The 14,460-nt window shown below is 58.5% G+C and carries 11 protein-coding genes and 1 pseudogene; 7 read left to right on the forward strand and 5 right to left on the reverse strand.

Going from position 1 to position 14,460, the window contains the following annotated elements:
* Positions 1 to 3 precede the first annotated feature (3 nt).
* Positions 4 to 903 (reverse strand): glycyl-radical enzyme activating protein, encoded by a 900-nt coding sequence (locus JZ655_RS06445; RefSeq protein WP_207293302.1) that lies wholly within the window; start codon positions 901 to 903, stop codon positions 4 to 6.
* Between the two features lie 128 nt (positions 904 to 1,031).
* Between JZ655_RS06445 and fsa the strand changes: the two genes are divergently transcribed.
* Positions 1,032 to 1,694: a fructose-6-phosphate aldolase gene (gene fsa, locus JZ655_RS06450; RefSeq protein ID WP_207293303.1), complete on the forward strand. Its 663-nt coding sequence runs from the start codon at positions 1,032 to 1,034 to the stop codon at positions 1,692 to 1,694.
* A 98-nt stretch (positions 1,695 to 1,792) separates the two neighbouring features.
* Here the strand turns inward: fsa and moeB are convergent, their stop codons facing one another.
* Positions 1,793 to 2,545: a molybdopterin-synthase adenylyltransferase MoeB gene (moeB, locus tag JZ655_RS06455; protein WP_207293304.1), complete on the reverse strand. Its 753-nt coding sequence runs from the start codon at positions 2,543 to 2,545 to the stop codon at positions 1,793 to 1,795.
* A gap of 1 nt (position 2,546) precedes the next feature.
* Positions 2,547 to 3,779 (reverse strand): molybdopterin molybdotransferase MoeA, encoded by a 1,233-nt coding sequence (moeA, locus tag JZ655_RS06460; protein WP_207293305.1) that lies wholly within the window; start codon positions 3,777 to 3,779, stop codon positions 2,547 to 2,549.
* 180 nt (positions 3,780 to 3,959) lie between these two features.
* Here moeA and iaaA point away from each other — a divergent pair, with 180 nt between their 5' ends.
* The 5 genes from iaaA to gsiD are packed head-to-tail and all read left to right on the forward strand — an operon-like array spanning position 3,960 to position 10,241.
* Complete coding sequence (gene iaaA / locus JZ655_RS06465) at positions 3,960 to 4,901, forward strand: beta-aspartyl-peptidase (protein ID WP_046886902.1); 942 nt, start codon at positions 3,960 to 3,962, stop codon at positions 4,899 to 4,901.
* 11 nt (positions 4,902 to 4,912) lie between these two features.
* A complete protein-coding gene (gsiA, locus tag JZ655_RS06470) occupies positions 4,913 to 6,784 on the forward strand; it encodes a glutathione ABC transporter ATP-binding protein GsiA (protein WP_207293306.1) in 1,872 nt (623 codons plus the stop codon).
* 36 nt (positions 6,785 to 6,820) lie between these two features.
* Positions 6,821 to 8,359: a glutathione ABC transporter substrate-binding protein GsiB gene (gene gsiB, locus JZ655_RS06475; protein ID WP_207293307.1), complete on the forward strand. Its 1,539-nt coding sequence runs from the start codon at positions 6,821 to 6,823 to the stop codon at positions 8,357 to 8,359.
* A gap of 48 nt (positions 8,360 to 8,407) precedes the next feature.
* Positions 8,408 to 9,328: a glutathione ABC transporter permease GsiC gene (gsiC, locus tag JZ655_RS06480; protein WP_207293308.1), complete on the forward strand. Its 921-nt coding sequence runs from the start codon at positions 8,408 to 8,410 to the stop codon at positions 9,326 to 9,328.
* A gap of 1 nt (position 9,329) precedes the next feature.
* Positions 9,330 to 10,241, forward strand: coding sequence for a glutathione ABC transporter permease GsiD (gsiD, locus tag JZ655_RS06485; protein WP_040076423.1), 912 nt, complete (start codon positions 9,330 to 9,332; stop codon positions 10,239 to 10,241).
* Between the two features lie 243 nt (positions 10,242 to 10,484).
* Here the strand turns inward: gsiD and JZ655_RS06490 are convergent, their stop codons facing one another.
* Both JZ655_RS06490 and JZ655_RS06495 read right to left on the reverse strand, forming a co-directional pair.
* On the reverse strand, positions 10,485 to 11,225 hold the full coding sequence (locus tag JZ655_RS06490) for a nitroreductase family protein (RefSeq protein ID WP_207293309.1): 741 nt from the start codon (positions 11,223 to 11,225) through the stop codon (positions 10,485 to 10,487).
* A 112-nt stretch (positions 11,226 to 11,337) separates the two neighbouring features.
* A pseudogene (locus JZ655_RS06495) lies at positions 11,338 to 13,766 on the reverse strand (membrane-bound PQQ-dependent dehydrogenase, glucose/quinate/shikimate family).
* A 241-nt stretch (positions 13,767 to 14,007) separates the two neighbouring features.
* On the opposite strand from JZ655_RS06495, the gene JZ655_RS06500 reads away from it, so the two are divergent.
* Complete coding sequence (locus tag JZ655_RS06500) at positions 14,008 to 14,445, forward strand: GNAT family N-acetyltransferase (RefSeq protein ID WP_207293820.1); 438 nt, start codon at positions 14,008 to 14,010, stop codon at positions 14,443 to 14,445.
* Positions 14,446 to 14,460 lie beyond the last annotated feature (15 nt).

Here is a 14,460-nt window from a genome sequence, read left to right on the forward strand (position 1 = left end):
ACGTTATCCTCGTAGGGTCGCCGTTAACCCTTTCTGGCTGGCATACTGCTGTGCAAAGGCCAGTAAATCAGGGTTATCGAGCGGTTTATCAGGGGCAGAGTAGGGTTCGCCGAGCAGGCTGTACTTATTCATGCCCAGCGTGTGATAGGGTAAAAAATGGATATCGCGAACGTTGAGTTCGTCGGCGGCAAAATTAGCAATGGCGGTCACCGAGGCCTCATCGGCGTTAAAACCCGGGATCAGCGGTACGCGGATGGTAAGGGTTTTTCCCGCGGCGGCGAGCCGTTTCAGGTTGTCCAGTACGCGCTTCGCAGAGCCGTTGGTCCACTGTTTAAAGCGTGCGCTATCGACCTGTTTCAGGTCGGCCAGGAAGAGATCGACATAGGGTAATGAGGGTTCAATATTGTGCCAGGGAACATGCAGGCAGGTCTCCACGGCGGTGTGTATGCCTTGTTCCCGGCTGGCCTGAAACAACGCCTGCGCCAGCGCTGGGTTCATAAAAGGTTCGCCGCCGGAGAGAGTCATACCGCCGCCGCTGCGATCGTAAAAAGGCTTGTCGCGAACCACCCTGGCCATGATCTCCTCTACCGGCTGCGCTTCCCCGCAGACGGTGAGCGCCTGGGTTGGGCAGCAATCGATCAGCGCGTTGAACGCGGCCTCATCCAGCTTTTCGCGATGAATGACCAGGCCATTTAACGCGCGTTCAATAACGTCTGGCGTCGCCTGCTGGCACAGCTCGCATGCCTCCATGCAAAGGCGCGCATCAAACAGCAGATCGCGATGACGACGGCGGCTTTCAGGATTTTGACACCAGCGGCAGCTCAGGGAGCAGCCTTTCAGGAACACGACGGTACGGATACCGGGGCCGTCGTGGGTAGAGTAGCGCTGAATGTTGAAGATCATGATTATGCCTCTGGTTTGCGTATGAAGATTAAATGACTTTCGAATGAAAGTTATCTTGATGTGCGTCAACTCCAGGAGAGGTTTTGCCGTGCTAGGGTAAATGCAGATTCATTTTTGAGGACACTATCATGGAACTCTATCTCGACACTTCCGACGTCGCTGCTGTAAAAAGACTGGCGCGCGTCTTCCCGCTGGCGGGCGTGACCACGAACCCGAGCATCGTGGCGGCAGGAAAAACGCCGCTGGAGGTTCTGCTACCGGAACTGCACGACGCGCTGGGGGGCAAAGGGCGCTTATTTGCTCAGGTCATGGCATCACACGCGGAAGGGATGGTGGAAGAGGCCATTAAACTGCGCGGCATGATGGCGGACCTGGTAGTTAAAGTGCCGGTGACGGCAGAGGGGCTGGCGGCAATCAGGATGCTGAAAGCCGAGGGGATCCCGACGCTGGGTACCGCCGTGTACGGGGCAGCGCAGGGGATGTTATCTGCGCTGGCGGGAGCGGAATATGTCGCGCCGTATGTTAACCGCGTAGATGCGCAGGGCGGGGATGGGATCCAGACGGTGGTCGAACTTCAGCAACTGCTCACCCTGCATGCGCCGCAGGCGAAAGTGCTGGCGGCCAGCTTTAAAACGCCGCGCCAGGCGCTGGATTGCCTGCTGGCGGGCTGCGAATCGATTACCCTGCCGCTGGATGTGGCGCAGCAGTTGATTGCTTCTCCGGCGGTTGAGGCGGCGGTGGCGAAGTTCGAACAGGACTGGCAGGGGGCGTTTGGCCGGATGTCGATTTGATTCTGTTGCCGGGTGGCGCTGGCGCTTATCCGGCCTACGGTTTTCTCCCTCTCCCTGTGGGAGAGGGCCGGGGTGAGGGGATCAGACCACAACAAGGCTTAACCTCCGCACACCTCACATCCCGGGTTACGCATCAGCTTCATTTCGCGGAACTGGCAGGTCATGGCGTCATACATCACGATTTTTCCGGCGGCAGGCGTTCCGTAGTGCGTCAGCACCTTGATCGCCTCCATCGCCTGCAGCGACCCGATGATACCGACCAGGGGGGCCATCACCCCCGCCTCCACGCAGGTGAGCGCGTTTTCACCGAACAGACGGCTCAGGCAGCGATAGCAGGGCTCACCCTCGGCCCAGGTGAAAACGCTGATTTGCCCTTCCATGCGAATGGCCGCCCCGGAGACCAGCGGCGTTTTGTGGGCGAAGCAGCCGGCGTTTAGCTGGTGGCGAATGGCGACGTTATCGGTGCAGTCGAGCACCAGATCGTGCCGGGCAATCAGGGCAGAGAGCGCTTCGTCATCCAGCATCGCGTCAAGGAGGGTGAACTGAACGTTGGGATTAATACGTGCCAGCGCCGCGTGGGCAGAGGCCACTTTGGGCTTGCCGAGCGTGGCGTCGCTGTGCAGCGTCTGGCGCTGCAGGTTTGAAACCGAGACAGTATCGAAGTCCAGCAGCGTCATCTGGCCAACCCCCGCCGCGGCCAGGTATTGCGCCGCCGCGCAGCCCAGGCCACCGAGTCCGACCACCAGCACGCTGGCCGCTTTCAGCGCTTCCTGACCCTCAAAGTCAAAACCGCGCAGCACAATCTGGCGGTTATAACGCATCATCTCCTGGTCGCTCAGCTCAGCCGTCATATCAGCCTCCGAACAGGTGGTTAAAGCGTTCGACCTCAACCCATTCGCCCGCCTCTACGTTGCCGCGCTCACGCTCAAGCACGATAAAGCAGTTGCCCTGGCTGAAGGAGCTAAAGATATGCGACCCCTGATGCCCGGTGGAACTCACTTCCAGCTCGCCGTTGGCGTTGTGCGCCAGGATGCCGCGCTGGAAATCGAGGCGACCAGGGGATTTCTTGAGCCGCGTTGCGGTGCGTACCCGCTGGCGAACCGGCAGAGGACTGGCATTGCTGCCGGAGAGTTTCGCCAACAGCGGGATCACCAGCTGATAGAAGGTGAGGGCGGCCGAAACCGGGTTGCCCGGCAGCCCGCAGAACCAGCTCTGTTGCAGTTTGCCGAAGGCGAAAGGTTTGCCCGGCTTGATCGCCAGCTTCCAGAAGGCAATCTCCCCCAGCTCGTCGAGTATGGTTTTGGTGTAATCCGCTTCGCCTACCGATACGCCGCCGGAGCTGATCACCACGTCTGCAACGCGGTCTGCTTCCATAAAGGTGGCGCGCAGTTTTTCCGGATCGTCCGGAATAATGCCGAGATTTATGACGTCACACCCGAGCTGCTCCAGCATCAGATGGACCGCCAGCCGGTTGGTGTCATAGATTTGACCCTCCTGCAGCGGCTGGCCCGGAAGCTGTAATTCATCGCCGGTGGAGAAGAGCGCCACGCGCACTTTGCGTACTACCGCCACCTCGACGATACCGAGAGAGGCCAGCACCGGCAGCTCAGCCACCGTCAGCGTCGTCCCGGCGGCAAACACCGTTGCCCCGAGGGCGATATCTTCTCCGCTGCGGCGAATGTTCTGACCCGCTTTTACCGGCGCGGTAAAACGTACGCCGCTCTCCGTCTGCTCGGTCTCTTCCTGCATGACCACCGCGTCGCAGCCTTCCGGTACCGGCGCGCCGGTCATGATGCGAATACAGCTTCCCACTGGCCACTCGCCATGGAAAGGCTGCCCGGCAAAGGCTTTCCCGGCAACCGGAAGAGCGGTGCCAGCGGCCAGATCCGCCAGACGAACGGCGTAACCGTCCATCGCCGAGTTGTCAAAACCCGGTACGTTCAGCGGCGAGACGATATCGGCTGCCGTTACGCGACCAAAACACTGCAACAGAGGCAGGGTTTCGGACGCCGTTAGCGGCGTCAAACGTTCAAGCATCTGCGTAAGTGCCGTCTCAAGCGGCATCAGTCCGGCGGTAAAATCCATAGGTAACTCCAGCGGGATGACAACGAAAGCGCCCATTATGGCAGAAAAGTGCCGCTAACTGTATGACACCATGGGCTTAGGCTTTACATCACTGTATCGTCTTTCTATATTCAAAAATTATCTGAAGCTCCATCAACGATAATGATATTTATAAAAAAAGCCGCGAACAGGTGATGTGAAATGAGCAAGGCAGTCATCGCAATTCATGGAGGCGCCGGGGCAATTACCCGATCGCAGCTAAGTATGGAGCAGGAGAGGTGCTATATCGAGGCGCTCTCCTCTATTGTGGAAACCGGCCAGCGGATGCTGGAAGCGGGAGAAAGCGCACTGGACGTGGTAACCGAAGCCGTGCGCCTGCTGGAGGAGTGCCCACTGTTCAACGCCGGGATCGGGTCGGTTTTTACCCGCGATGAAACCCATGAGCTGGACGCCTGCGTGATGGATGGCGTCACCCTGAAAGCGGGGGCAGTGGCCGGCGTGAGCCGTCTGCGTAATCCGGTGCTGGCCGCACGGCTGGTAATGGAGCAAAGCCCGCATGTCTTACTGGTGGGGGAAGGGGCGGAGAATTTTGCCTTTGCGCAGGGGATGGCGCCGGTTTCGCCCGAGCTCTTTTCAACGCCGGCGCGTTTCGAGCAGCTGCTGGCCGCGCGTGCCGAAGGTGAAACCCGTCTCGATCACCACGGCGCCCCGCTGGATGAGTCCACCAAAATGGGTACCGTCGGCGCCGTAGCGCTGGATAAAGCCGGCAACCTGGCGGCGGCCACCTCCACCGGGGGCATGACCAATAAACTGCCCGGTCGGGTGGGCGACAGCCCGCTGCCTGGCGCAGGGTGCTATGCCAATAACGCCAGCGTCGCCGTCTCCTGCACCGGTACGGGCGAAGTATTTATCCGCACGCTGGCGGCCTATGACATCGCGGCCTTAATGGATTACGGCGGCTTAAGCCTCGCAGAAGCCTGCGAACGGGTAGTGATGGAAAAACTGCCGGCGCTGGAGGGCAGCGGCGGGCTGATTGCGGTCGATCGTGAAGGTAACGTGGCGTTGCCGTTTAACAGCGAAGGCATGTACCGCGCCTGGGGCTACGCTGGCGATGCGCCATCGACCGGTATTTATCGTGAATAAGGGGGTATCAGGTGCCGCACAGTGATGAACTGGATCAGCAGCAGGTGCTGTCCGTTCGCAACCTGAATGTCGCGTTTCCTGAAGAGCGGCAGCTGATCCCGGCAGTTAAAAACCTCTCGTTAACGCTGAAACGCGGCGAGACGCTGGCCATTGTAGGGGAGTCGGGCTCGGGAAAATCGGTTTCCGCCCTCTCGTTAATGCGCCTGATTGAGCAGGCCGGCGGCGTGCTGACCTGCGACCAACTGCTGCTTCGCCGCCGTAATGGCCTGGTGAGCGATCTCGCCGGGCTGAGCCAGTCGCAGATGCGCGACGTGCGCGGTGCGGATATGGCCATGATTTTTCAGGAACCAATGACCTCTCTCAATCCGGTGTTCCCGGTCGGGGAACAGATTGCCGAGTCCATTCGCCTGCACCAGGGGCTGAATGGCGAGCAGGCGCTGGAAGAGGCCAGACGGATGTTAGAACAGGTGCGTATTCCGCAGGCGCAGACTATTCTCTCCCGCTATCCGCATCAGCTCTCTGGCGGTATGCGCCAGCGCGTGATGATCGCGATGGCCCTCTCGTGTCGCCCGGCGGTGCTCATTGCCGACGAGCCGACCACGGCGCTGGATGTCACCATTCAGGCACAAATTCTGCAGCTGATTAAAGTGTTGCAGCAAGAGATGGCGATGGGGGTGATCTTCATCACCCACGATATGGGCGTGGTGGCCGATATTGCCGATCGCGTGCTGGTGATGTATCAGGGCGAGGCGGTGGAGACCGGCAGCGTAGAGCAAATTTTTCATGATCCTCAGCACCCTTATACCCGTGCCCTGCTGACAGCGGTACCGCGCCTTGGGGCGATGAACGGCAGCAATCTGCCACGCCGTTTTCCGCTGATTTCCCTGAAAAACGGAGGCCAGCAGGAGGCTGAAACCGAGCAGGACACCGTGATGCCCGGGGATCCCATTCTGCAGGTGCGCGATCTGATAACCCGCTTCCCCCTGCGCGGGGGGCTCTTCAACCGCGTCAAACGCGAAGTGCACGCGGTCGAAAACGTGAGCTTCGATCTCTGGCCTGGCGAAACCTTATCGCTGGTGGGAGAGTCCGGCAGCGGCAAATCAACCACTGGCCGGGCATTGCTGCGGCTGGTGGAGGCGCAGGAGGGGACCATCACCTTCAACGGTGAGCGAATCGATACCCTGGAAGCGAGCAGGCTGCAGCCGCTGCGCCGGGATATTCAGTATATTTTTCAGGATCCCTACGCCTCGCTCGATCCCCGCCAGACGGTGGGCTATTCGATCATGGAGCCGCTGCGGGTGCATAAGATGCTTGAGGGGGAGGCCGCGCAGCGACGGGTGGCCTGGCTGCTGGAGCGGGTGGGTCTTAAGCCCGAACATGCCTGGCGGTACCCACATGAGTTTTCAGGCGGACAGCGACAGCGAATCTGCATCGCGCGTGCGCTGGCGCTCAACCCGAAGGTAGTGATTGCCGACGAGGCGGTTTCGGCGCTGGATGTCTCTATTCGGGCGCAGATTATTAACCTGCTGCTCGACCTGCAGCGAGAGATGGGCATCGCTTTTCTCTTTATTTCGCATGACATGGCGGTCGTAGAGCGCATCAGCCACCGGGTGGCGGTGATGTATCTCGGACAGATTGTGGAGATTGGGCCGCGTCGGGCAGTGTTTGAAAATCCGCAGCACCCCTATACCCGCAAACTGATGGCGGCGGTGCCGGTGGCCGATCCGGCCCATCGTCGCCCGCAGCGGGTACTGCTGCAAGATGAGCTACCCGGCAATATTCGCAAGCGGGGAGAGTTCACCGAGCGGGTGACATTGCGCGAGGTGAGCCCCGGCCATTTTGTGGCGTTACCGCCGCAGGGTAATGCGGTTTCACGGTTATAACAGACGACAGACAGCAGGGAACAACAGGAGAATACCATGACCAAATTTGTTGCTCGCACATGGCTGTTAGCCGCGAGCGTAACGGCAGCGCTGGCTGCCGCGCCAGCCTGGGCGGCTAAAGATGTAGTGGTGGCCGTGGCCTCCAATTTTACGACGCTTGATCCCTATGACGCCAACGACACCCTGTCGCAGGCGGTAGCGAAGTCGTTTTATCAGGGGTTGTTTGGCCTGGATAAAGAGATGAAGCTAAAAAACGTCCTGGCAGAGGGCTATACCGTCTCTGACGACGGGCTGGTCTACACCATCAAGCTGCGCAGCGGCGTGAAGTTTCAGGACGGCACTGATTTTAACGCTGAGGCGGTGAAGGCGAACCTCGATCGCGCCAGCGATCCGGCTAACAGCCTGAAGCGCTACAACCTGTACAAGAATATCGCCAGCACCGAGGCGGTGGATGCCACCACGGTGAAAATCACCCTTAAAGAGCCGTTCTCAGCCTTTATCAATATTCTGGCGCACCCGGCGACGGCAATGATCTCTCCGGCCGCGCTGAAGAAATATGGCAAAGAGATCGGTTTTCACCCGGTGGGTACCGGCCCGTATGAGCTGGACACCTGGAACCAGACCGATTTCGTGAAGGTGAAGAAATTCGCCGGGTACTGGCAGAAAGGGCTACCGAAGCTGGACACCATTACCTGGCGTCCGGTGGTGGATAACAACACCCGTGCGGCGATGCTGCAAACCGGTGAAGCGCAGTTTGCTTTCCCGATCCCTTATGAGCAGGCGGCGATCCTCGCAAAAAACAGCAAACTGGCGCTGGTGGCCAGCCCGTCAATCATGCAGCGCTATATCAGCATGAACGTGACGCAAAAGCCGTTCGACAACCCCAAAGTGCGTGAAGCCATCAACTATGCCATCAACCGTCAGGCGTTGGTGAAGGTCGCCTTTGCCGGTTATGCCACGCCGGCAACCGGCGTGCTGCCTCCGTCGATCGCCTTTTCCCAAAGCTATCAGCCCTGGCCATACGATCCGGCAAAAGCGCGGGAGCTGCTGAAAGAGGCCGGTTATCCGAACGGCTTTAGCACCACCCTCTGGTCCTCGCATAATCACAGTACCGCGCAGAAGGTGTTGCAGTTTACTCAGCAGCAGCTGGTGCAGGTGGGCATTAAAGTCCAGGTTACCGCCATGGACGCCGGACAGCGTGCGGCAGAAGTGGAAGGTAAAGGGCAGAAAGAGAGCGGCGTGAGAATGTTCTACACCGGCTGGTCTGCTTCTACCGGCGAAGCTGACTGGGCGTTATCACCGCTGTTTGCTTCGCAAAACTGGCCGCCAACCCTCTTCAATACGGCGTTTTACAGCAATCCGCAGGTGGATAAAGATCTGACCGATGCGCTGAAAACGACCAACGCAGAAGAGAAAGCCCGCCTCTACAAGGATGCGCAGGATACCATCTGGAAAGAGTCGCCGTGGGTACCGCTGGTGGTAGAGAAGCTGGTCTCGGCGCATAACAAGGCGCTGACCGGGTTCTACATCATGCCGGATACCGGGTTTAGCTTTGACGACGCCGATTTAAAATAAAGCACTCACTCCTGCGGGCGTTGCGCCCGCAGGATGAGAGGAATGTGCATGCTGAATTATGTGATTAAACGCTTGCTGGGTCTGCTGCCTACGCTACTGATCGTGGCGGTACTGGTCTTTTTATTCGTGCATATCCTGCCGGGCGATCCGGCGCGATTGATTGCCGGACCCGAGGCGGATGCCACGGTGATCGACCTGGTGCGTAAACAGCTGGGGCTGGATCAACCGCTGTATGTGCAGTTCTGGCACTACATGGTGAATGTACTGCAGGGGGATTTTGGCACCTCGATGGTGTCACGGCGTCCGGTTGTCGATGAGATTGCCAGCCGCTTTATGCCAACCTTCTGGCTGACTATCACCAGCATGCTGTGGGCGATGCTATTCGGGCTGGGCGCCGGTATTGTCGCTGCCGTCTGGCGTAACCGCTGGCCAGACAGGCTGGGAATGGCGCTGGCAGTCACCGGTATCTCGTTTCCGGCGTTTGCGCTGGGGATGCTGTTGATGCAGATTTTCTCCGTTGAGTTGGGCTGGTTGCCTACCGTGGGCGCCGATACCTGGAAACATTACGTTCTGCCTTCCGTTACGCTCGGGGCAGCGGTAGCGGCGGTGATGGCGCGCTTTACCCGCGCCTCGTTCGTCGATGTCCTTAACGAAGACTATATGCGTACAGCGCGGTCCAAAGGGGTAAGCGAAAAGTGGGTTATCCTCAAGCACGGACTGCGCAACGCCATGATCCCGGTGGTGACCATGATGGGGCTGCAGTTCGGCTTCCTGTTGGGCGGCTCGATTGTGGTTGAAAAAGTCTTCAACTGGCCAGGGTTAGGGCGCCTGCTGGTCGATTCGGTGGAGATGCGCGACTACCCGGTGATTCAGGCGGAAGTGCTGCTCTTTTCCCTGGAGTTTATCCTCATTAACTTAGTGGTGGACGTACTCTACGCCGCCATTAATCCGGCTATCAGGTACAAATAAGATGCGATTGTTAAACTGGCGCCGACAGGCCGTTCTGAATGCAATGCCTGGGCTGAAGCCAGACCGGATCCGCACCCCGTGGTTTGAATTCTGGCGTCGTTTTCGCCGCCAGCCGGTGGCGATGATCGCCGGGCTGTTTGTGCTGCTGCTGATTGCCGTGGCGGTGCTGGCGCCGTGGATTGCCCCTTTCGATGCGGAAAACTACTTCGATTACGATCGCCTTAACGATGGCCCGTCGATGATGCATTGGTTCGGTGTGGATTCGCTCGGGCGCGATATTTTTAGCCGCGTGCTGCTCGGGGCGCAGATCTCTCTGGCAGCGGGGGTCTTCGCGGTACTGATTGGCGCGGCGATCGGCACCGTACTGGGGCTGCTGGCAGGGTATTACGAAGGCTGGTGGGATCGGCTCATCATGCGCATTTGCGACGTGTTGTTTGCTTTCCCCGGCATTCTGCTGGCGATTGCGGTGGTGGCGGTGATGGGCAGCGGTATGGCTAATGTCATCATTGCCGTGGCGGTATTCTCCATACCGGCCTTTGCCCGACTGGTGCGCGGCAATACGCTGGTACTGAAGCAGCAGACATTTATCGAATCGGCGCGCAGCATGGGCGCCAGCGATGCCAATATCCTCTTCAATCACATCCTGCCGGGCACCGTCTCGTCGATCGTGGTCTACTTCACCATGCGTATCGGGGTGTCAATTATCTCGGCGGCCAGCTTGTCGTTCCTCGGACTGGGTGCGCAACCGCCTACTCCGGAGTGGGGGGCGATGCTGAATGAAGCGCGGGCAGATATGGTGATTGCGCCCCACGTTGCGCTCTTCCCCAGTATGGCTATTTTTCTCACCGTGCTGGCGTTCAACCTGCTGGGCGATGGGCTGCGCGATGCGCTGGATCCGAGGATTAAGGGCTAATCTGTAAGTAAAATGCGGGATTTGTGCCAGGCTAAATACTTTTCACTGTAATGAAAGGAGACCCGTTATGAAAATCTGGATCGTGCTTAGCCTCGCGGCAGCGGTAAGTTGCTCTGTTATGGCCTCGAAAGGGGGATTTGAATCCCAACCTCAGCCGCAGACGCAGGTTGTCGACACGCGCTAAGCCTTCAGTTAACGTCAGTCTCTGTACGAAAAAGCCATCCCGTCAGGATGGCTTTTTGTTTATTTATCGACGCCGAAGCCTTGCTTCACAATCGCCGGCAGCACATCCGGGAAGTAGATATGCTTGTAATAACCGCTCACGCTTTCGCTCCAGGTTTCACCGTCGGGGCGGTTGATGGCCTGCCAGTGCGCCGTCATCTGTTGGTTATACTGCGCAATCTTCTCTTCCAGCCCTGCGGTAACGTAAGCTTCATCGTGACGGAAGGTCTCGAGCGGAAGTCGTGGCTTGTGATGGGAGGGAACATCAACATGGCCAATCACCACGCCCGCCACCGGGAAGGTGTGTTCCGGCAGTTCGAGCAGATCAATCAACGCCTGCGGACGCAGACGGATACCGCCAATAGGGACAATACCCAGCCCTTCAGAGCGGGCCGCCGCCATGACTGAGCCCAGCGCGATGCCTACGTCGGTTGCGCCAGCAACGAGGCTCTCGATACTTTGATGTGCCACCTGCTCCTGGCCTGCCAGCTGCATGCCCACCTGCGTTTTATACATATCCAGCACGAAGGTGATAAACACCGGCGCTTTAGCTATCCACGGCTGGCCGCCCGCAATCTGGGCAATTTGCGCACGTTTTTGCGCATCGCGCGTCACGACAACGGAAACCTGCTGGGAATGTACGGAAGTGGGTGCACGGTATGCGGTGCTGATAATGCGCTCGAGCGTGGCGTCATCAACGGCCTGGTCGGTGAAGCTGCGTTCGCTTTTATGGTCGTTAAAGAGATCGATAATCGTATTCATAGTGTCTCCGGTGTGAAGAGCAAGAGACTACCAGCCCGCTGAGGTTTTCCCTTTAACACTCTTTGCGGTATGCAGGCCCAGCCCTCCCCGCAGGGAGGGCTGGGGTTACCGGTTACGGCAGTTTATAAGCAATCACATAGTCGCCGCGATCCGGCGAGTTACGTGCGCCGCCTGCGGTGATCAGCAGATACTGCTTACCGTCCACCGGCGATTTATAGCTGATAGGGGTGCTCTGGCTGCCAACCGGCAGACGGGCTTTCCACACCTCTTTACCGTTGGCGGTATCGAACGCACGCAGGTAGTAATCCTGCGTTGATGCGATAAATACCAGACCTCCCTGGGTCGCCAGGGTACCACCGATGGTTGGCATGCCGATAGGGATTGGCAGCCCCATCTTCACGCCAAACGGACCGGTGTCCTTCACGGTACCTACCGGCACCTGCCAGGCGATCTTCTGGGTTTTCAGGTCGACGGCGGTCAGGGTACCGAACGGCGGTTTCTGGCACGGGATCTCAATAGGCGACATAAAACGTACTTTGGCGTTAATGGCGTAAGGAGTGCCCGCCAGCGGCACCGGACGGCTGATGGCGGCCGCTTCGTTACCGTCGTTTTTCGCGCCCTGAATTTCAGGGGAGGCCGGGATCAGTTGCACTTCCAGCCCGACGCGCATGTCATTAATAAAGAGATACTGGTTCACCGGATCGAGAGACAATCCGCCCCAGTTCATTCCCCCCAGAGAGCCTGGCAAGTTCAGGGAGGGGTCATCACCCGGCGGCGTGAACAGGCCGTTGTAACGCTTCGATTTAAACTGAATACGGCACAGCAGCTGATCGAACGGCGTGGCGCCCCACATGTCAGACTCTTTCAGCACATCCGCGCCGATGGACGGCATGCCGACGGAGAAGGGCTGGGTTGGAGAGTAGTTCTCTTTCGGGATCTGGCCCTGGGTGACCTTACGCTCTTCAACTTTGGTCAGCGGCTTGCCGGTCGCGCGATCAAGCACAAACAGCTGCCCGGATTTGGTGCCGAAAATCAGCGCCGGGTGGTTTTACCCTCGCCGGTAGGGAAGTCAGAGAAGGTAGGCTGCATCGGGACATCAAAGTCCCACAGGTCGTTATGAACGGTCTGGTAAACCCATTTCACCTTGCCGGTGCTGGCGTCGACGGCCACCATCGAGGCACCAAACTTACGATCCAGCGCGTTATGTTTCACGCCCCACAGGTCAACCGCCGCGCTGCCGGTAGGCATAAATACGGTGTTGGACTGCGGATCGTAAGACATTGGCGCCCAGACGTTCGGGGTTGAGCGGGTGAACGTTTCGCCCGCAGCAAGCGCCTGCTGGTCATCCGGCTTACCGGGATCGAATGCCCAGCGCAGCTGGCCGGTGATCACGTCGAAGCCGCGCACCACACCACCTGGCATATCGGTCGCCACGTTATCGGCCACGCGGCCGCCCACCACGATGGTGGTACCCGCTAGCGTTGGGGCTGAGGTAGGGTAGTACTGACCGGTATCGGCACCTTTACCCATCTGCGCGCTTAAGCTCACGCGACCATGGTGACCAAAGTCTTCGCAGAACGCGCCGGTGTCGGCATCCAGCGCAATCAGCTCTGGCGTCACGCTGTTCATGATAATACGGCGTTGGCACTGGGCATCGGCATGCAGGGAGACGGCAGCAACCGGCGAAGAGTCTGGCAGCGTAGGCTGCTGCAGCGGGGCGTTGGCATCAAAGTAGGCCAGGCCGCGACAACGCATCCACTTCTTCTGCGTGGCGTTGATTTCGGTTTTCCATAACGCTTTGCCGGTGGTTGCGTCTACGGCAATCACGTTGTTGTGCGGCGTACAGAGGAAGAGTTTATTGCCAATCTGCAGCGGGGTTTGCTGATCTTCAGCGCCGCCGCCGTTCGGGCTCAGCGGAATGTCCCCCGTACGGTACGTCCAGGCCACCTGCAGATTTTTTACGTTATCACGGGTGATCTGGTCCAGGGCCACAAAGCGCGATGCGCCCGGCGTGTTGCCATAATTTGCCCAGTTAACCTGTTCTTCACCGGGTTTCACTTTCGTCAGCGGCAGTGTCGCGCCCGATGCGCTCACCGGATCGTGGGGAACAAACATGCCCGCAACGGTACCGGCGAAGGCCACCACCAGAACGGCGGTGATGGCGACCGTCCCTTTCCAGCACGGCTTTTTGCCTGCCCGGCGTAACAGCAACGGCAAAGAGAGCGCCACCAGGATGGCGATACCGGTCAGGGTCAACAGACGTGATACCAGCGGCCAGAAGTCGATGCCCACGTCCAATAATGCCCAGATGAGGGTTCCTGCCAGAACCACAAAATAGAGAAGGGCACCGCTGACCCGCTGGCGGACAATCTGGACAGCTGAGAGTATCAGGCCGCACCCGGCGATAAGGAAGTAAGGGCTCCCTTTTAAACTGACCAGTTCCCAGCCATACCAGGCGAAGAAGAGCCCCATCGCCAGAATGATGAGACCTAAAATCCCTAACCAGGCCGCAGCAGGTTTGGGAATATTTTGCACGGACATACTTTTACCCTGTTGGTTATAAAAAAGAGGGACCAAAAAAACGCGTGACACAAATGCTCATTTTGTGAGTGATTTTAATCAAAAGTGAAGTTTTATAATCGAAAGCGCAAAATTGTACAACAGCGAAGTAACAATGTGGTTACCAGAATTCGCTTTCATTCAAAAGTTTTGCCGCTGTTTACCTACCGTTTAAGCTGGCAGTATCATGGCTCTCTCTTGGGCACAGCAGGAACAGAAAACGATGGTGAAGGTACGCGAAGCGAAGGCGGAAGATTACGCAGCATGGTTAACGCTCTGGAAGGGCTATCTGGCGTTTTATGGCTCTGAACTGGATGACGCCGTGACGCTGGCGACCTGGCGTCGGGTACTTTCCGCAGAGTCGGGCATGATCTGCCGGATCGCCGAAAGCGAAGGTCAGGTGGTGGGGTTCGCTATTTGCGTGCTGCATGAAGGCACCTGGGTCACTACGCCGCTGTGCTATCTGGAAGATCTCTATGTTGATGCGTCGATGCGCGGTCGGGGTGCGGGCAGGGCATTGATCGAGGCGATCATTGACGAAGCGCGGGAAAAAGGGTGGTCGAAGGTCTACTGGGTCACGCGAGAGGGTAATCCGGCGAGGGCGCTGTACGACAAGCTGGCCACGGTAGATGACTACGTGCGCTACCGGATAACGATTTAAGAGTGATTAATGGCC

Source organism: Leclercia pneumoniae, from assembly GCF_017348915.1.
Lineage (GTDB): Bacteria > Pseudomonadota > Gammaproteobacteria > Enterobacterales > Enterobacteriaceae > Enterobacter > Enterobacter pneumoniae.